Genomic DNA, 19,462 nt, shown 5'->3' on the forward strand with positions numbered 1-19,462 from the left:
CAAATTAGAATTCGAAGAATTTCTTTGCGTTATTGTAGCAGATATCTTCTACCATTTGCTGTACACGTTCCATTTCGCATGCTGGAATTTCTCCATTTTCAACATCATTACCCAGCAAGTTACACAATGTACGACGGAAATATTCATGACGCGGATAAGACAGGAATGAACGAGAGTCGGTAAGCATACCTACGAAACGGCTCAACAAGCCCAGTAGTGACAATGCGTTCATCTGTTTTTCCATACCATCTTTCTGATCGAGGAACCACCATCCTGAACCGAACTGAATCTTTCCTGGTATAGAACCATCCTGGAAGTTACCCAACATAGTAGCGATAACTTCGTTAGCGCATGGATTCAAGTTGTAAAGGATAGTCTTAGTCAGCTTGCCTGAGGTATTCAGCTTATCCAAGAATTTAGCCATAGCTTTTGCAGTAGTAAATTCACCGATAGAATCGAAACCTGTATCAGGGCCTAAAAGTTTAAACATCTTAGTGTTGTTGTTACGGATAGCACCGTAATGGAATTGCTGAGTCCAGCCGGTTTCCCAATCCATTTCAGCAAATACAATCAGCATAGCCGACTTGAACTTCAGGATTTCTTCTTTTGTCAGGTCAGTACCGCCATATACTTTATTGAAGATAGCTCTGATTTCTGCATCTGTATAATCTTCTGCATAGAACTCTTCGATACCGTGGTCAGACAACTTACATCCTTGTTCAGCAAAGAACTCGTGACGTTTACGCAATGCAGCAACCATATCGTCGAATGAAGAAATTGTTACTCCACTCACTTCAGACAGTTTTTCCATGTAAGCACGGAAATCAGCAGGTACTTCTACTGCCATAGCCTTGTCAGGACGCCATGTAGGCAACATCTTGATTTCGAATCCGCTTTCACGAGTAGCGATATGATATTCCAGTGAGTCAACAGGATCATCAGTAGTACAAACTGTTTCAACGTGATAACGGCGCATCAGGTTGCGGGCAGTATATTCAGGAGTTGCCAGCTTAGCATTACATTCGTCAAAAATTTCACGAGCTGTAGACGGATTCAAAATCTTGTCAATACCGAAACAAGTTTTCAACTCCAGATGAGTCCAGTGATATAATGGGTTACGGAATGTATAAGGAACTGTTTCAGCCCATTTTTCGAATTTTTCCCAATCGGTAGTATCCTTACCGGTACAATAGCGTTCGTCTACACCGTTGCTACGCATTGCACGCCATTTATAGTGGTCGCCACCCAACCATATTTCTGTAATTGACTTGAACTGGTAATCGTCTGCTACCATTTTCGGAATCAGGTGACAGTGGTAGTCGATAATAGGCATTTTAGCTGCATGGTTGTGGTACAATTCCTGCGCTGTTTCTGTTTTCAGCAGGAAGTTTTCATCCATAAATTTTTTCATAAAGCTTCGTTTTTAGGTTTATGTTTTTTGTTATGTATTTTCATAAAATGCAAATCCCGCAAAAGGAATTTATGTTGCTTAACATGTATTTCGTTTTATTTGTCGTTATCGAACACGAAAGTAGAAATTTTATTTGGAATAACAAAATATTTCGTATATTTGCAGCGAATATTTAGTAAAATTAATCTCTGAAAAAGAGGAAGAAAACGTTATTCGTAAATATATATTACTATTTTGTCAACTAGTTTTTTCACCTTTATACCTTTCTTATAAAGAGAGAAGCAAAATTGTAAAAATACGGAACTTAAAATATACAAGTATGAAAGCATTAAACAAAGAAACTGCAAACAAGACAGTTCGTCCAGAAAGAATCATTCAGTTTGGTGAAGGTAATTTTTTACGTGCATTTGTAGATTGGATAATCTATAATATGGACCAGAAAACAGATTTCAACAGCAGTGTTGTAGTAGTACAGCCTATCGATAAAGGTATGGTAGACATGCTGAATGCACAAGACTGTTTGTATCACGTAAACTTGCAGGGACTCGACAAAGGTGAAACTGTAAACAGCCTGACTATGATCGATGTTATCAGTCGTGCCTTGAACCCTTACACTCAGAACGCTGAATTTATGAAACTGGCAGAACAGCCTGAAATGCGTTTCGTAATCTCAAATACAACCGAAGCTGGTATCGCTTTCGATCCTTCTTGCAAGCTTGAAGATGCTCCTGCTTCTTCATATCCAGGAAAATTGACTCAGTTGCTGTATCACCGTTATAAAACATTCAATGGCGATATGTCAAAAGGTTTGATTATTTTCCCTTGTGAGTTGATCTTCCTGAACGGACACAAGCTGAAAGAAACTATTTACCAGTACATTGAATTGTGGAACTTGGGTGACGATTTCAAGAACTGGTTTGAAAAGGCTTGTGGTGTATATGCTACATTGGTAGACCGTATCGTACCGGGATTCCCACGTAAGGAAATTGCCGAAATCAAAGAAAAACTGCAATACGATGATAACTTGGTAGTTCAGGGAGAAATCTTCCATTTGTGGGTTATCGAAGCTCCGCAGGAAGTTGCTAAGGAATTCCCAGCAGACAAGGCTGGTCTGAATGTATTGTTTGTACCTTCTGAAGCTCCTTACCACGAAAGAAAAGTAACTCTGTTGAACGGTCCTCACACTGTACTTTCACCGGTTGCTTACCTGTCAGGTGTAAACATTGTTCGCGATGCTTGCCAGCATCCGGTTATCGGCAAATATATCAATAAAGTAATGTTTGACGAATTGATGGAAACTTTGAACCTTCCGAAAGAAGAGCTTGAAAAATTTGCTCATGATGTTTTGGAACGCTTCAACAATCCGTTTGTTGACCATCAGGTTACTTCTATCATGCTGAATTCATTCCCTAAATTCCAGACTCGTGACCTTCCAGGTTTGAAAGTGTACTTGGAACGTAAGGGTGAACTTCCGAAGGGACTGGTATTGGGTCTTGCAGCTATCATTACTTATTACAAAGGCGGTGTACGTGAAGATGGCGCAGAAATTGTTCCAAACGATGCACAGGATATTATGGACTTGTTGAAACAGCTTTGGGCTACAGGTGATACTCAGAAAGTAGCTGAAGGAGTTTTGGCTGCCGAATTTATCTGGGGCGAAAACCTGAACAACATCCCGGGACTGACTGCTGCTGTAAAAGCTGACTTGGACAGCATTCAGGCTAAAGGCATGCTGGAAACAGTAAAATCTATTCTGTAATTAATTGTTAGAAATTCCATAAGAGGAGGAAAAATATCCGCTCATGCAACGGATATTCTCCTCCTTTCTTGTTTTTTATAAAGAGCTTTCTCTTTCCCTTACTTCTGCCATAATTCACTTTATATTCTCTTCAGAATAATAAGACTTGTCGAGCAACTATTCAATACTTGCAGTCGCTCAAAAAAACATGCTGAAGAAAAAATTTTTTTCGTACGAATTTTTAAAAAACATCGAGAATAATTTCCTAAAAGATGCTGAAGTTTTTTACTGAAGAATTTGAATGTACTATTCAAACTCCAAATACCTTTCTCTAAACCTCTCATAAACTTGAGCATAATACTCTGGCAGACATTGTATCATCGTATCCACAAAGTCCTCAAGAGTTACTGCACTTAACTTGTAAGCATACTCTGGCTTCAGATACTCTGTAACTGATCTGATCTCCTTTTCTGTTGACGGATGCTCCTTCGGAGAAAGTACCACAGAATATGAGTCCTTCAAGTTTTCGACTTCTCTGTACCGCTCTGTAAGTAAAAGATTTCTGTAGATCTGTGTTAATTTTATTTTATTTGCTATCAATAGCCCTTCAAATTCCGCACAGAACAGTCCGGTATCAATAAGCATTTGTTTTTGTTCTTCGCAATTATGTGCTTCATTTAATCCGAGTATATCTGTATATTTCGTTTCAATAGCGATTATATGTTTCTCGCCATTGTTATCTTGAAATTGGATATAGGCATCCATGGCCGACTTATCTTTTGCGTATTTCTCAATTGGTGTCGGTATAAATTCCAATCCGATTTTTGTTACTACAAATACTGGGATATTTTTAAAGATAGATCTTATAGTAAGTGTCACCTTTTCAGGGTTTTCTTCTAAAAGTAACATCAGAGGATGAAATAGGTTGAATGCCATTGGCATACTCGAAAGCAGATTGTTGAATAATCGAAATTCATCTATCGTTTCATTATCCTTTCGATTTTTAACCCTTTTCTTAGCATACTCAAAAGTTTCTTTCATCAGAAAATTCTTTCCAGAAATTTCACCACCACTAATCATATTACCATATTTTCGTTTGGAAGTTTTTGTCGGTCCAACACCCTCCTCTTCTCCTATTTTCACTCGGTACATCGACTGAAGCAATCTAGCTTTTTTAGTAAAAGCGTTATCGCTTTTACATTGATTTCCCAAATTTAAAATACTTTCCATATGATGATATTATTTTATGCAAATAAGCTTATTTTACCGGAATGCGGATAGTTCCAGTTTTTATTCCCTTGGCAGTAGCCTGAAGTTCTATCTCACCAGTTTTTTCTCCCGACTGGACTATAACAGTGAGCATACCTCCGAACGCATGCATTTCCGGCTTGTGAAATAAATCCAGACAAGTAGGATCTCCGTTTGCAGAAGCACGGTACTTACCTGCCCCTTTTACTTTGAAACTTACCAGACGTCCGTCATTCGGGCACAAGTTGCCGTCCTTATCAACAATGCGGAGTGTAACATATGCCAGATCCTTTCCGTCTGCCTGAAGAGAGCTGCGATCTGTAACAAGTTCTATATGATGCGGCTTGCCTGCAGTACGAACAGTCTTTTCTGCAACAGGATTCCCCTGTTCGTCGTATGCCACTACTCTCACCTCGCCCGGCTGATAAACTGCGTCATGCCACATCAGACGATAACGGTTTTCTACTGTTCCGTTCTTGTGTTTAGTCTGACGTCCATAGCTTTTTCCGTTGATAAACAATTCTGCCGAAGGATAGTTCGTATAAACAAAAACTGGAGTCTTTTCACCTTCACGTCCTTCCCAATTCCAGTGCGGCAGGATATGCAGTGTTTCTGCTTCTTTATTCCATACACTTCGGTACAGATAATAACGGTCTTTGGGGATAGATGCCAGGTCGATGATACCGAACATCGAACTATGATTCGGCCATGCATTGGTGTCATACGGGCTCGGCTCGCCCAGATAGTCGAATCCAGTCCACACAAACTGTCCGATTGTCCATTCATGATCTTCGGCACGCGCAAAATCAATATCAGGAATGTTAGACCAGTTGCAATATTCCAGATCATATGAAGAAGACTGATGATCATCATACATAGCTCCGGCCTTACGTTCCACCGGGAACTTATATACTCCACGAGAGCTGACAGTAGACGATGTCTCCGAACCTAAAATGATGTTTTGTGGCAAACGTTCGTAAGCTTCATCATATAGGTGAGCACGATAATTCAGCCCCGGAATATCAAGCATTGCAGCAAATCCGTTTGCCAGTACACTTTTCACTTGATCCATACCACAGGTTACCGGACGTGTAGGGTCTTCCCGATGACAGATATCCTGTAAGAACTTTGCTACTTTATATCCTTCCGGACTCCATTGGGTAGGAACCTCGTTGCCGATACTCCACATTACCACACATGGATTGTTCCGATACTGTCGAAGCATGTTTACCATATCCTTTTCCGCCCATTCATTAAAGAAGCGATGGTATCCGTTGTCACACTTGGCGATATCCCATTCGTCGAACGGCTCAAGCATCATCATGAATCCCATTTCGTCGCAAAGTTCAACTAGTTCGGGAGCAGGCATATTATGCGATGTACGGATGGCATCACATCCCATTTCTTTGAGTAATGTCAACTGATGGCGGAGCGCTGCAACGTTAATTGCTGCTCCCAAAGGTCCCAGGTCATGATGATTGCATACTCCCTGAAATTTACGTCGCTTTCCGTTCAGGTAAAAACCTTTGTCGGCTATATATTCAATTGTACGAATACCGAAACGTGTGGAATAAGTATCGAGAAGCGTATCACCTGAATAGATTTTTGATACGGCCTTATATAGGACTGGAGTTTCGGGTGACCAGAGCTTAGGTCGTTCTACGATAAAATTCTGAGTAAAAGGTTGGCCGTGATTGATGACTCCTTTGTTCGTTTTGGTTGAAACCGCCTGTCCGTCAGCATCTATAATGTCCGTTACCACAGTCAGCTCTGTTTTTTCCGCATTTAAAATCGTTGTACGAAGACAAACAGAAGCATATTCGTCCTTCACGTACGGAGTAGTAATCTGAGTTCCCCATACCGGAACATGGATTTTTTCTGTAGTTACTACATGTACGTTTCGATAAAGTCCCGCTCCCGGATACCAACGTGATGATTGTGGACGATTTTCCAATCGTACGGCAAGTGTGCTATTTTTACCATCTTCATTTACTAGAGAGGTAACGTCACAATAGAAAGAGTTATAGCCACAGGGCCAGAAACAGGCTTCTTTTCCGTTGACAAACACACGAGCCTCGCTCATTGCTCCGTCAAAGATCAGGGTTGTCTGTTTTCCTGGAGTAGAATGAAATGTTGTACGATACCATCCTATGCCTACGTATGGCAAACCACCCGTACGTCCGGTTTTTAAGCTAGCCTGAGTTTCAAAATTCTGTGTGACAGCTACATTTTGTAAGTCGTTGTTCTTATCGAAAGGTCCGAAAATAGCCCAGTCATGTGGAATGTCTACAGTTTCCCATTTAGCATCATTGAATGCTGGCATTTCAGCATTGCTAACCTCTCCTTTGGTAAATTTCCATCCTTTTTCCAGCAGATATTCGCTTCGCTGTGCATGGAGATTTAGAACCAGACAAAATCCCATGGTCATGAGATAAAATGTCTTCATGTGTGTTTCCATTAATATTGTAATGTTAATATTTTTTTGTATCAAAACCCTTATTTATCTAATGGAGGTCAAGTATTTCAGAATACTTATATCTTCCTATCTTTTCCGCCATCAGATTATAAGGATTTAACAAAGATACAATTTCTTGACAGAAGACAAAGTATCGTTTATAGAATATTGTCACAAAAGTTTTACCTCATAGAAATAGAATACTCATTTCTGGCCATAAAAATAAGCAGCTGTGGCTCCTCCATCTACCAAAAAATCAGCTCCGGTAATAAAGGCTCCCCGATTACTCATCAACAATTCGGCAACATTTGCCACTTCGTCTGCTGTTCCCGGACGATGTGCCGGACATTGGGCAAACATCTTCTTATAAAATTCTCCACGTACACCGTTGAACTCATCAAGAGCCAATGGGGTAACAATGATGCCCGGAGAAATAGAATTAATGCGCGCTCCTCTTCTACCCCATTTTACGGCTTCCGACATAACACGTTTTACATTACAACGTTTAGCCAACTGGTATGCATGGAGTGTATCATTGATATGTTGTGGTTGCAAAACTTCGAGATCCAATAGTCTTTCAGTTGGCGTACAAGCCAGCAGCTCATCAGTTTCCGCACCAAGTGCTGGCAGACGATGTCCGGATTGACTGGAAATTGTAACGCCTGTACCTCCCCGCATGGTGACTTTTCCGACCTCTTCCAACAATACAGCCGTGCCATACAGGTCGACTTTCAGAATAGTTTCTATTGATGCTTGTGAAGGAGAAACTCCCGCAGCATTGACCAGCATGGCTATTTCTCCATATTGCTGTGCCGTGTCAATCAGATGTAGAATAGACTCGCGGGATGATAAGTCCATCTCCACCGGAAGCACATCAAATCCGGCACGGTTCATCGTATCGGCCACGGACTGTGCATTCTCCATTCGTTTGTCACCGACTACAATCTTCATTCCATATCCCATCCGTCGGGCTATCGCCATACCGATTTGTCCGGCACCTGTAAGTATCATTACTTCTTTTTCCATATCGCATATATTATATTGATTCCTATTGCAAAATTATCCTTTACTATTTTACTGATAGTTATACAAAACACAGAATAATTTCACAGATGGTGTAATTTGTCAGTATTGCAGATTATTGTCAATGATATAAAACACAGATTTACTGCATAGAAACACTGCTTTTCTTTTGTTATATAACGATGGAGTAAGAATCCTTTCTTATATTTGTAATATAAATATCTCCCGATGAAAACAGAATTATTAAATTTCGATACCATAACTGAATATGATGATATGCTTGGTGTAGAAACCTTGCATCCACTAGTAAGTGTGATAAATCTTTCAAAAGCGAAACCGATGCGGCATATGCGACATACTTTCGGTTTTTATGTGGTTTTTCTGAAAGACGAGAAGAACTGTGATTTGATTTATGGCCGACAACGGTATGATTATCAGAAAGGATCGGTTGTCTGTCTTGCACCGGGACAAGTCATTGGAATAGAAGATACAGGTGAAATCTTCCAGCCTCAAGGTTATGCATTGTGTTTTCATCCTGATCTGATTCGCGGAACCAACCTTGGACGTGCCATGAGTGAATATACATTTTTTTCTTATGAAGTGAACGAAGCCTTGCATCTCTCGGAACAAGAGCGTCATACATTTATAGATTGTCTGATAAAGATTCAGGAGGAATTACAACATTCTATCGATCGGATGAGCAAACGGCTGATTGCTAATCATATTGAATTATTGCTAAACTATTGCCTGCGCTTTTACGAACGACAGTTTATCACCCGACAGGATGCTCACCGCGATATTCTGACACGTTTTGAAAACCTCCTCGACCAGTATTTTGCAGGTGACAATGCCATGCAAAAAGGATTGCCTACAGTAAAATATTGTGCAAGCGAGCTTTGTCTTTCGACGAATTATTTTGGTGATCTTATTAAAAAAGAAACAGGAAAAACTGCATTAGAGTATATACAAGATAAAATTGTCGGCATAGCAAAGGTACAATTGCTCATTCCAGCTCATTCAATCAGCCAGGTTGCATACCAACTTGGTTTTCAATATCCTCAGCATTTTACCCGAGTATTTAAAAAAGCTACGGGAATGACACCGAACGAATATCGGAATATAATAGGTGGATGATTCTCGTTTTAGCATAAAATTTGTTACATTTGTCAGAAATAAAATCTGATTTTATGAACAGCAAACTACTATCTGTTGCCGTATTTCTGACACTTATGCTGACTTCTTTGCTGGCTGGCCGTCACAATTATTGTAAGGCCAGGAATGAAATAACAGCCGATTTGAATCAGGCTTTGGCACAAACCCTCAAAGAGAGAAAAGATTATATCATTACCCAAGATACAATCAGGGTGTACAAGCAACTTCGCAAGACTTCAGGAGGACAGGTACTGATTGCTGTTTCCGATGAATGGTTTTGCCGTTACCTGAAAGATAAACGTCTTCAGCAGGCGGCATTTATTACATTCGATGTGGTTGATAGCGATTTTCAGGATAATTCTTTGGATGAACAAGCTGTCTGTAGTGACACGCTGATAGTAAAGGATAAACATGCAGGAGAAACACTTGCCTTAAAAGGATATGCCCGCTTGTCGGTTGCCAGTATATTGAGTATGTCGGATCAGCGCATTCCGGCTGCCTGCATGATTTCGGCTTTCCTTTGGGCGATGCTGTCGTGGCTCTATTTGAGAAAGAAGCAAGAAGGTTCGGAAGCTGTCACCGGTTTTGGAGGACTGGTTTATTCGGAAGTGGACCAGCGGTTTTATACGGCGGCACACACTCCTATCCGCTTTACTCCAATGCAACAGCAGCTCATGTTGTTATTCTGGAATGCTCCGTCACATTCACTGACTAAAGAGGACATTTGCGCAGCACTCTGGCCCAAGAAAGAGGATGCCAATGATACACTTTATACGCTTATCCGCAGGCTGAAGCCGATTGTAGAGGAACATACTAATCTGAAAATCGTAGCAGACAGAGGTCGGAACTATTCACTGGAAATCAATAAGATATAAAACTGACACTGAAATGTCAGACAAATGTCAGTGTTTGTTCTGGCTGTCATTTATCTCTACCCTCTACATTTGTTTCCGAAACATCAAAACAGAAACAAATGGAATGGCTAACAAATCAGTTTCAAGGTAATGCCTCTGTAGAGGATTCCTTGGTATATGGCATTAGTCGGGCTGCCCGAAAAGCCTGCGCCGGTATCACATTTATTCTTTTTTCGTTTGCAGCATCTGCACAGACAGCCGAGCAAAGTATCGAACTGGGAGAAGTGGAAGTAAAAGCTGCACGGATTGTTCATAAAACAGACGGTCTGCTGCTCTACCCTTCCGATGCTCAGAAAGAAGCGTCCAGTTCAGGATATAGTGTCTTGCAGAAACTCAGTCTACCTAATATCCGTATCGATGAAGATGCCCGTAATGTGTCTACTATCGACAATAAAGGAAGCGTACAGCTACGTATCAACGGCATTATTGTAGATCAAGCCGAAATGTTATCACTCGATCCGAAAAGCATCCGTAAGATAGATTTCATTGACAATCCCGGTGTCCGTTATGGTGATGGTGTCGCTTATGTTATCGATATTACGACACGGCGCGCAACCAGTGGATACACAGTCGGCACATTCCTGAGTCAGTCACTGAATGCCGAAAACGGGAACTATACAGTCTATGGTAAGTGGAATACGGGAAAAAGCGAACTTTCGTTGAACTATGATTTCGGATATAAGGATTTTGACGGTAATCGGATGGAGGAAACAGCCTATTATCACTTGAATGATGGATCAGTCTATACCATTCAACGTAACGATATTGCGTCACGCAGCCGGAGATTCAATAATCGTGTGAAGCTGACCTACAATTTAGCTGATTCTACCCGTTATGTATTTCAAGCATCGCTCAGTGGTGATTTCAGTCACGTACCAGGCGATTTCAACCGGAAGAGTGTGATAGATGGAACGGAAGAATATATTGCAATCCAGCAAGACAACAGTCGGACGGGAAGTCCGGTTCTCGACTTATATTATTTCCAGCAGCTTACCCCCAGACAGTCGGTCACGCTGAATGCTGTAGGTACCTATATCGATACAAATTCCTCTACCAGTTACGATGAAGGCTCTCCCTACCGATACAATGTGGACGGAAAGACTTATTCGCTGATGAGTGAAGCTATCTACGAGAATAAGTTGAAACCTTTTACCCTTTCTACTGGTATCAATTACAGTCAGAAATACACGAACAATACGTATACGGGCGATGTTTCTTCGCTTACCCTGATGCACAACAACCGCTTCTATCTGTTTTCCGAGATAAAAGGCTATTGGGGTAAACTACGTTATTCGGTAGGCATAGGTGCAAGCTACCTGCACTACCGCCAACAGGAGCATACGTACGACTACTGGACGTTTTGTCCTAAAGCTGCACTGAGCTATGATTTCACCAATGCACTGCATGTAAGCTATAATTTCCAGTCGAACGAGCGTACTTCCCGCATAGCCATGATCAGCGATGCCATGATCCGTACCAACAGCATGGAATGGACTGCCGGAAGTCCTGACCTCAAGCCCAACAGAGAAACATATCACACTCTCAGACTATCTTATTCCGAGGCCCGCCTGCAAGCATACATCGAAGGCTTTTATAAGATATGTCATCGCCCGAACATGGCGGTGTACGAACGGACGGCAGACGATCAGTTTATCTATACCCAGCGCAACCAGAAAGAAATAGATGCCTTGCAGACAGCAGGATATGTCAATTATTGGTTGCTGCCCGATAAACTTTCCGTAGCCTTATACGGCGGATTGTTCCGTTGTTTCAACTTCGGATATGACTACACTCACTGTTATACTTCTTATTTCCTGACGGGAAATGTTCACGCTTATTTGGGAAACTTTTCGCTTCAGGCATATGCCGACAACGGATGGCGTTTCCTGGAAGGAGAATCTAAGGGATATAACGGAAACAGCATCCTGCTGAAGGGCTCCTATCAGTATAAATCCTACCAGTTTTCCCTTGCCTGGCAACTGCCATTGATGCAGCGGTATAAGATGTTCGAAACAGATATCTTGAACTGTAATCTTCAGAAATCGACAGCTCTTTACAGCACGGACATCTGTAATCTCGTCAGTCTGACAGTTACATGGAGGTTACACAAAGGACATAAATACCGGACGGTCAATAAAACTATTCAGTTGAAGGACAGTGATACGGGAATTATCCGATAAGATATAAAAAAAATGAGCTGATAAGTTGGAAACAAAATGATTTTTGATAAATGCCTTTGTTTTCGTTTGAATAAATAGAAAAATATCTATTACCTTTAAGTATTGATAATTTCTAGTTTGATAAACGGTTTATATGAAGAAATATTTTTTCACACCGAGAGTAGGAAAAGATTATGAAAAAGGTTTTCATGGAATAAAAACATTAATTCTTGGATCGCATTTTTATTGTCCATATACGGATTGTAGCCATCTGAAAGAGGAATGTGCTTCCAGTAATACAATATGGAGTATGGATGCTGCCTGTCCATGTTATGTCGGTAAAGAAGATCAGAATTACTATAAATTGTCAAACAGCGATACTATCGAGGTGGATTCTTACCTGGAGGGATTCCCCTACCCGTCGTTCGATGCCTTTACCTATCTCATGTTAAACAAACGTGATTATCTTTCGGAAGATGAAAAACTTCTCTTTTGGGATCAAGTAGCCTTTACCAATTATATCCAGCATTATTGGCCCAATGGCTATACACCACCCTATGAAGACAACGAAAGTCTGTTCGATGCTGATTATGAAGCTTTCAAGGAAGTGCTGACGGAACTAAGACCACAAATTGTCATTGTGTGGAACAAAGCAATCAAAGATTGTCTGTTGTCTAATGGCGACCTTCAATTTGTAGGTATGATAAATATTCCTATTATTTCAACTTATATGTTTATATATGAGGGGGCAGAACCAGAACTTTCCCCAAAACAATTGGAGAAATTAAAGAAGGAGTATAACATCATATCCGAAAAAATAGAAACGAAATGGCTGAGGGAACTATTGATTGAGAGTTTCAATGACCCGCATGCAGTAGAGGCATTCAGACAGAAAATAGAATATGTTAAGTGTATTCAAGGTGGACGGAGTGATTCAAATATTGAAAATATCGTAACGTTACTAAAACGGTGTGCTACCCAAAAGCTAATAATCAGAATGGGAAATAAACTTAATTTTGGCCCTGGCCTTTCCCGTGTACATAAAGAAATCTTTCTAAAATTGATCAAAGAATCTTTTGATGCTCCCTTAAAAGGAACTAATGAGGCTTTTTCTAAAATGTTTGATTACAAATTTGGCCACTGCAAAATTCCAGACAATGCAAACGATAATAAAATAAAATTGATGAAATCTATATTTAGTATGGTAAAAAAGAAAAAGATAGAAAAAAGAAGAGAAAAAGATGAAGAGAGACTGGTTTCGCATAATTAGTAAGATTTTAGTAAATTCAAAATCATAAATAACTCATTATAAAATAGATACACGCGATATTTCAAAAGTAAAAATGAAATAATCATTATGCCTTTATATGTGCTTTAGATAGGTTAACTTTGCCATGCAAACTCAAGAAAAGAGTTTGCCAGCTAGAGGCTGTTTCCTCTGATTTAACATCAATGAACATGGGACAGTTAAAACAATTGGAGCAACAGATTCTCGATGAATGGCGCCGATTTGCAGAAAGTAAACACGATGCAGAAGAGTTCTCTGAAGACGGATTGCTTTGGAGGGGACTGATCTATTATGCAGACGGATCGTGGCACAGAAGAGAAGGTAATGAAGAAGAGTTATGGTTAAACGCAAAACGTCGTCTGCTTATTCTGACAAAAGACTTGAATGATACAGAAGCATGGAATATTCGGCAGGAAACCGGACGTCAGAATACAGCTGTATTCTCTTATCAGTATGGAGCACCATTTATCAAAAACCTGCGTATGTGGACCTACGGACTATTACATACAACTTCAGAAGAAGTACCCGATTTTAAGACAGTCCGTAATATGGAATTATCTGGTCCTTTTTTTGAAACGGCTCCCATTGCACACGTTAATTGTAAAAAGCAGTGTGGAGGTTCTAGTATCACCAATAGACTTCTTTCATTGTATCTGAATGATTATGCAGACTTTCTGAAAAAACAGATTGCGCTATATGATGCAAACATCATTCTGTGTTGTGGTTGTGTCAACGGAAAAAATCTTATTTTAGATTTTGTTCGCTCACAATATCTGACAGATTTACAAGTTGTACCCGATACGGGGGATTGGATTTATTATTCGCCTGCTACGGAAAAATGGGTGATTAACAGTTATCATCCTAGTGCCCGAATTGGATACGAAGAATGCTACGTTGGCATGATGAATGCTTTTCACCTGGCATTAAGCAGAAAAACATTGTAATTTAAGAAATGTTGTGACTATATAAATCAATATCTTATGGACAAAATAAAGATTTATCAGAAAATCAAGGAGTTGTCTCATCAGAAAGGAACTGTTTATACGAGGGCTGATTTAGCTTACGACTTGCAGCAGTTGGGTATATCAAATGACTGCTTTGAGGTCGGAATATTGGTATGGGAAGCTTACCAATATTTCAATCAGGACAATTCTATCAGGACTTGTTTTTACGATAACGAAAAAAAAGGTTTATTAGTAGATGAGTATCAGGCAGATGGATTGATTGCGAAAAATGAAACAGACTGTTTGTTTAAATTAGAACAACAGCGTTTGCAGAACTGGAATAAATCACTAAATAGTGTAAATAAATCAGTGGCAGAGGTTATACGAGAAGAAGCAGTCCGCCAAGGCAGTAATATAACCGGTGCCATTATCGGAACAAAAGGAGTAGAATCTGTAAAACAAGAAGCAACAAAAGTTTTCGGTAAGTACTCGGCATTGGTTGGAAATTACGATGAAGCCAAACAACAGATACATCTTTTGATAGGAGATTTTATAAAATTACGTGCTTACATTTGTGATATCTATCACAGGTTTGCTCTGACACTTGTTGATGCGTTTGGTGAATCTATCAAAGTAGTTTCTCCCGAGCTGTTCGATTTTGAAAAGATAGAATACCTGGATGTACATAAGATGTTACAGAATGTACAGCTAGACTACAATACAATAAATGAAAAATGCTCAACACTGATGTCTGATATATCAGACAGTTTTGCGCAGTCATTGAAAACAGCAAGTATTGCTTATAGAGGGACAAGTAATAAACAAATTGGTTTGATATTAGCAGGTTTAAATATGCTTTCACATTATATGGAAACGGGAGAGAAAGTTGCAAATCTCAAACAAGAATTACTTTGCCTGAAGAATAGCGTAAATCATGACGTTGCCTTGATTAAGGGGGATATGGGAAGACTCTTTGTTGTCTACAAGTCACTTAATGATGTTTTCATTCCTGAAGCAGAAGCTTTCTGTAAATTTGCAGAGCAGGTTCTTTCGGAAGAATGGCGTCAGCTAACAGATTTGCTCTATAACGATGATAAAACAAGAAGTCTGAAACAGAAACGTGACGATATCTTGGCAGAACTAAACAAAATAGAACAAGAGATGAATGATGAGGAGCTTAATATCGGTTATTACTCTATGCATATTACGGAATGTAAACAGCTACTGGACAGCTTACAGACACAATATAAGGATGCCAAACAAACTAAGCCCTCTAAACCTTCTTTTTTGAAGAACATATGTACATTGGGAACGTTAAACAAATCTTACAACAGACGTATTTATGAGTGGAGCCAAATTTGTAAACCACTTGTCATGCAATACGAGAATTTGCAGGTAGATATAAAGCTGGATAGTGATGAATTAAAGTTGCAACAAACAAGATTTAAGGAGCATCAAATGGAGCATAATCATTTTAAAAATATGCTACAACAACAGAACAGCTTAATTATAGAGAATATCAGCGCCGATAGAAATATCCGTTTAAGGATGATTCCTCATTTGGAAGCTGTTATCAACTTATTGCGATTAGGCAGAAAAATAGCAGAAAACCGATTAGATAATTCATTGACCCAAACGGTTTCTATCACACAGCAAGACATTCGGATCCCTGAAGATTTAAGTAACAAAATAGACGTATTTTGTCAGTCTGTAAGAGAACATTTGGAAGGTTCTACAGTTTCTGCACATAGAAGAAAATCTATTGAAAGTAATGTAGACAATATTCCTGTTATTGAATCTATCCCAGAGATAAAACAGAGTGAGCACGAATTAGCAGAAATAAGAGCGGCAGAAGGCGTAGCTATTCAGCAGACAATCACTTTTCTTGAGAGTGCGATAAAACTGGAAGCCATGAAAGCCCAATGTGCAATTGCAGAAAATAATTATAATCAGGAGCTAACAAAACTACAAAGCCAATTTTACCAGTATCTGGAAAGTTTAAATGGCAGGAGCGATATTTTAATGAAAAGTCTGCAACGCATGAATACAGCTCAAAACCATGAACAACTAAAAAGCGGATTCTTGGCATTGGCTGACAAAAGTCGTAATTTATTTGAAGACGGAGATTGGGAGGACTTTATTAATGGAACTAAAACAATAGAATTATGAGTGAAATGCAAAATAACAGAAGACATCAGGCACAAAAAGAGTTGGGGCTAGACAATACGGAAGAAGAATTGCAGATCGAACAATCCATACAGAAAGAAGAACTACGTCAAATGGAAAAGCAGTTGCGGCGCATGGAAATCGAACAGTCTTCATCTTATAGAACAGTTCTAAGCATAGCCAAATGGATGGATAAATTCTGTCTTGACCCTATAATTGGTTTTTTCATGCCAGGATTTGGTGACGCTCTAACTTCAGTTTTTGCCGTACCATTTATCTATGTTGCCGCATGTAAAGTTCGTTCATTACCATTGACATTAGCGGTTATTTTCAATATACTTCGCGATGTGGCACTTGGTTTAATTCCATTCTATATCGGCGATATTATTGATTTTTGCAATCGTGCTTATTTACAGAACTGCAAACTTATAGTCGGTTTTGTAGAAGATGATCAGGAGGTGATCAATGAAGTCAATCGGAAAGCTGTCTGGACAGGTATAATGATTATTCTTTTTTGTGTTACTATTTATTACTTGGTTAAATTGGTTGTTTATGTTGGCTCTGTGATATCAGATTTTTTTAATGGCTTGTTTGCTGCTTTTTGAAATAATAGGAAATCATTGATTTTTTATCTCCAAAAGAATCTTGTATGTTATTCATTGAATTTCAATCAGCCATTTGAAATATCATAAGTAATAATAGCCCTATCAAACTTTTTTGGTAATGATAGGGCTATTAGCAGAAGAGTAATAAATTAATCTATCTATATGGGATTTAAACTTCATTATAATTACATCATCGAAACCCACACAATACCCAGTACAACCGATACAATGGTGGCTATCAGTCCGGGCATCATAAACGAATGGTTCAGCAGATATTTGCCTATTCGTGTTGTTCCGGTAGTATCAAAGTTTATGGCGGCTATCACTGTCGGATAGTTGGGCAGGAAAAAATAACCGTTCACAGCTGGGAAAAGCGCGATAAGCATATAAGGAGAAATGCCTAGTGCTATGCCGAGCGGTAACAGAGAACGAACGGTAGCTGCCTGACTGAATAACAAGATGGACATCAGGAACAAGGCCACACCAAACAGCCAAGGCATATCGGTAACAAGGCCGAAAATATTCTCTTTCATAACTTCCATGTTTCCTGCGATGAAGGTATCTCCCATCCATGCAATACCAAAAATTGCAACTACGGCCTGCATTCCTGCATTGAAAACAGAACCTTTTGCTGCCTTTATACCATCTGTTTTTGTGAATAGCAAAATGAGTGAGGCGGCAGAAAGCATCAACACTTCGATAATGTGTGACATCTCCATTTGAACTTCACCTTGAGCTGTTGTAAATGTCGGGCGGAGTCCGTCGATAGATCCGAATAAAACAATTCCTATCGTGGCAGCCAAAAAGAGAATGACAGAAGTAAGTGCCTTACCATGACTTGCCACTTCTGTGGTATGATAACCATCACCGGAAATTTCACCAGCTGCCAGTCGTCTTTGATATTCAGGGTCATCTTTCAGTTCTTTGCCGACTTTCATCGAATACAGTGCACCGAGAAGAACTCCAGCCAGCGTACAGGGAATGGAAATCTTCAGGATATCGAACAGCGAAATGTTATATCCGGCAAGCATACTGAGCATAGCAACCGTTGCTGCCGATATCGGGCTGGCAGTAATAGCCTGCTGCGAAGCGATAACTGCGATACCCAACGGACGTTCCGGACGAATACCTGTATCTTTGGCAACCTCGGCAATAACGGGAAGAACAGAATAAGCTACATGTCCTGTTCCTGCAAAAAAGGTAAAAAAGTAAGTCACAAACGGGCTTAGCAATGTAATATGATGCGGGTTCTTTCGCAAAATCTTCTCTGCCCACTTCACCATCAGGTCCAGTCCACCTGCTGCTTGCATACAACTTGCTGCCGCAATGACAGCAACAATCATAAGCATTACATCTATCGGAGGTGCAGTGGGTTGAAGTCCGAATACAAAGGTCAGCACAGCAAGACCAAGTCCGCCCAATATTCCCAGTCCGATACCGCCTACTCTTGCACCGATAATTATCGCCACAAGGACAAATAATAATTGTAATAGCATAAGAATCTTTATGAAATAATTAATACAAGTTTTATTCTTTTCTCCAGCCGTAGTCGTTGTGATAAACCATCAGCTTACTCATTCCGCCGTCGATGGTCAGGCATTGTCCGTTGATGAAAGAATTGCGTTCGTCGCAGAGAAACTCTACAGCACGGGCGATATCTTCAGGCTCTCCTACCCGTTGTGACGGATGTTGCATGATATCTCCTTCAGTGTAGTCGGGAACATAACTTTCGTCGTGAAACTTACCTGTATCAATCCATCCCGGTGCTATAGCATTGACACGGGCTATATCGGCGAGGCTTACGGCAAGCGCATGGGTCAGTGCGGTAATGCCTCCTTTGGCTGCCGTATAAGCTTCTGTATCGGACTGCGACTGAAACGCACGGGTTGAGGAAAGGTTTACGATGGAACCAACACCGGCAAAATGATGCATGAAGAGCTTGCTAAGCAGATAAGGAGCTGCAACACCGACACGCTGTACATACAAGAAATCATCGTAACTACATCCGCTGAGGATTCCTCCTTTCATCAAGCAAGCATTATTTATCAGGCAATGTATTCCTTGTGGAGTTTCTTCTATCACTCTCGCCGCAAACTTTTGCAATACTTGTTCGTCGGCAATATCTCCTGTAAAGCCATAAACATTCATTTGTTTGGCACATAATTTTTCCGTTACAGTCGCAACGGCATCCGCATCCATATCTATAAAATAGACTGCATTACCTTGCGATGCAAAATACTCTACCAAGCAGCGCCCTATCCCTTTGGCTCCGCCAGTTATAACTATTGTTCTCATTGATTGTTATTTTCTTGTTTGCAAAAATACGGAAATTCATGAGTTCTCCCTATCTTTGTGCCCG

Annotated in this window: 14 protein-coding genes; 8 read left to right on the forward strand and 6 right to left on the reverse strand. The window is 40.1% G+C overall.

All coding sequences use genetic code 11. From position 1 onward, the window contains the following. Window positions 1–4: 4 nt before the first annotated feature. Window positions 5–1,411 (reverse strand): glucuronate isomerase, encoded by a 1,407-nt coding sequence (gene uxaC / locus BACCOP_RS12720; protein ID WP_007569701.1) that lies wholly within the window; start codon window positions 1,409–1,411, stop codon window positions 5–7. Between the two features lie 319 nt (window positions 1,412–1,730). Between uxaC and BACCOP_RS12725 the strand changes: the two genes are divergently transcribed. Next, complete coding sequence (locus tag BACCOP_RS12725; RefSeq protein ID WP_007569703.1) at window positions 1,731–3,170, forward strand: tagaturonate reductase; 1,440 nt, start codon at window positions 1,731–1,733, stop codon at window positions 3,168–3,170. Window positions 3,171–3,455: 285 nt separating this feature from the next. Here the strand turns inward: BACCOP_RS12725 and BACCOP_RS12730 are convergent, their stop codons facing one another. The 3 genes from BACCOP_RS12730 to BACCOP_RS12740 all read right to left on the reverse strand — a co-directional run bounded on the left by BACCOP_RS12730 (window position 3,456) and on the right by BACCOP_RS12740 (window position 7,878). Continuing rightward, on the reverse strand, window positions 3,456–4,379 hold the full coding sequence (locus tag BACCOP_RS12730) for a PGN_0703 family putative restriction endonuclease (RefSeq protein ID WP_007569704.1): 924 nt from the start codon (window positions 4,377–4,379) through the stop codon (window positions 3,456–3,458). Between the two features lie 28 nt (window positions 4,380–4,407). Further along, complete coding sequence (locus BACCOP_RS12735; protein ID WP_050756969.1) at window positions 4,408–6,843, reverse strand: glycoside hydrolase family 2 TIM barrel-domain containing protein; 2,436 nt, start codon at window positions 6,841–6,843, stop codon at window positions 4,408–4,410. Between the two features lie 213 nt (window positions 6,844–7,056). After that, on the reverse strand, window positions 7,057–7,878 hold the full coding sequence (locus BACCOP_RS12740; RefSeq protein WP_007569708.1) for an SDR family oxidoreductase: 822 nt from the start codon (window positions 7,876–7,878) through the stop codon (window positions 7,057–7,059). 225 nt (window positions 7,879–8,103) lie between these two features. On the opposite strand from BACCOP_RS12740, the gene BACCOP_RS12745 reads away from it, so the two are divergent. The 7 genes from BACCOP_RS12745 to BACCOP_RS12775 all read left to right on the forward strand — a co-directional run bounded on the left by BACCOP_RS12745 (window position 8,104) and on the right by BACCOP_RS12775 (window position 17,103). Beyond that, on the forward strand, window positions 8,104–9,009 hold the full coding sequence (locus tag BACCOP_RS12745; protein WP_007569709.1) for a helix-turn-helix domain-containing protein: 906 nt from the start codon (window positions 8,104–8,106) through the stop codon (window positions 9,007–9,009). A gap of 53 nt (window positions 9,010–9,062) precedes the next feature. After that, a complete protein-coding gene (locus BACCOP_RS12750) occupies window positions 9,063–9,902 on the forward strand; it encodes a winged helix-turn-helix domain-containing protein (RefSeq protein WP_007569711.1) in 840 nt (279 codons plus the stop codon). A 98-nt stretch (window positions 9,903–10,000) separates the two neighbouring features. Further along, window positions 10,001–12,121 carry a TonB-dependent receptor gene (locus BACCOP_RS12755; RefSeq protein ID WP_007569713.1) on the forward strand — a complete coding sequence of 707 codons (2,121 nt, stop codon included), beginning with the start codon at window positions 10,001–10,003 and terminating at the stop codon, window positions 12,119–12,121. 133 nt (window positions 12,122–12,254) lie between these two features. Next, on the forward strand, window positions 12,255–13,370 hold the full coding sequence (locus tag BACCOP_RS12760) for a hypothetical protein (protein WP_007569715.1): 1,116 nt from the start codon (window positions 12,255–12,257) through the stop codon (window positions 13,368–13,370). Between the two features lie 188 nt (window positions 13,371–13,558). After that, window positions 13,559–14,332, forward strand: a complete 774-nt coding sequence (locus BACCOP_RS12765; RefSeq protein ID WP_022126448.1) for a hypothetical protein — start codon at window positions 13,559–13,561, stop codon at window positions 14,330–14,332. A gap of 36 nt (window positions 14,333–14,368) precedes the next feature. Further along, window positions 14,369–16,501 (forward strand): hypothetical protein, encoded by a 2,133-nt coding sequence (locus tag BACCOP_RS12770; protein WP_007569719.1) that lies wholly within the window; start codon window positions 14,369–14,371, stop codon window positions 16,499–16,501. Continuing rightward, entirely contained in the window at window positions 16,498–17,103 is a 606-nt protein-coding gene (locus BACCOP_RS12775; RefSeq protein ID WP_007569720.1) for a DUF4112 domain-containing protein, read from the forward strand. Before BACCOP_RS12770 ends, BACCOP_RS12775 begins: the two co-directional genes overlap by 4 nt. 185 nt (window positions 17,104–17,288) lie before the next feature. On the opposite strand, the gene BACCOP_RS12780 is transcribed toward BACCOP_RS12775, so the two are convergent. Both BACCOP_RS12780 and BACCOP_RS12785 read right to left on the reverse strand, forming a co-directional pair. Beyond that, complete coding sequence (locus tag BACCOP_RS12780; RefSeq protein ID WP_007569721.1) at window positions 17,289–18,599, reverse strand: anaerobic C4-dicarboxylate transporter family protein; 1,311 nt, start codon at window positions 18,597–18,599, stop codon at window positions 17,289–17,291. Between the two features lie 31 nt (window positions 18,600–18,630). Continuing rightward, entirely contained in the window at window positions 18,631–19,398 is a 768-nt protein-coding gene (locus BACCOP_RS12785; RefSeq protein WP_007569722.1) for an SDR family oxidoreductase, read from the reverse strand. Between the last annotated feature and the right edge of the window lie 64 nt (window positions 19,399–19,462).

Origin of the sequence: Phocaeicola coprocola DSM 17136 (assembly GCF_000154845.1) — a bacterium.
Classification (GTDB): domain Bacteria; phylum Bacteroidota; class Bacteroidia; order Bacteroidales; family Bacteroidaceae; genus Phocaeicola; species Phocaeicola coprocola.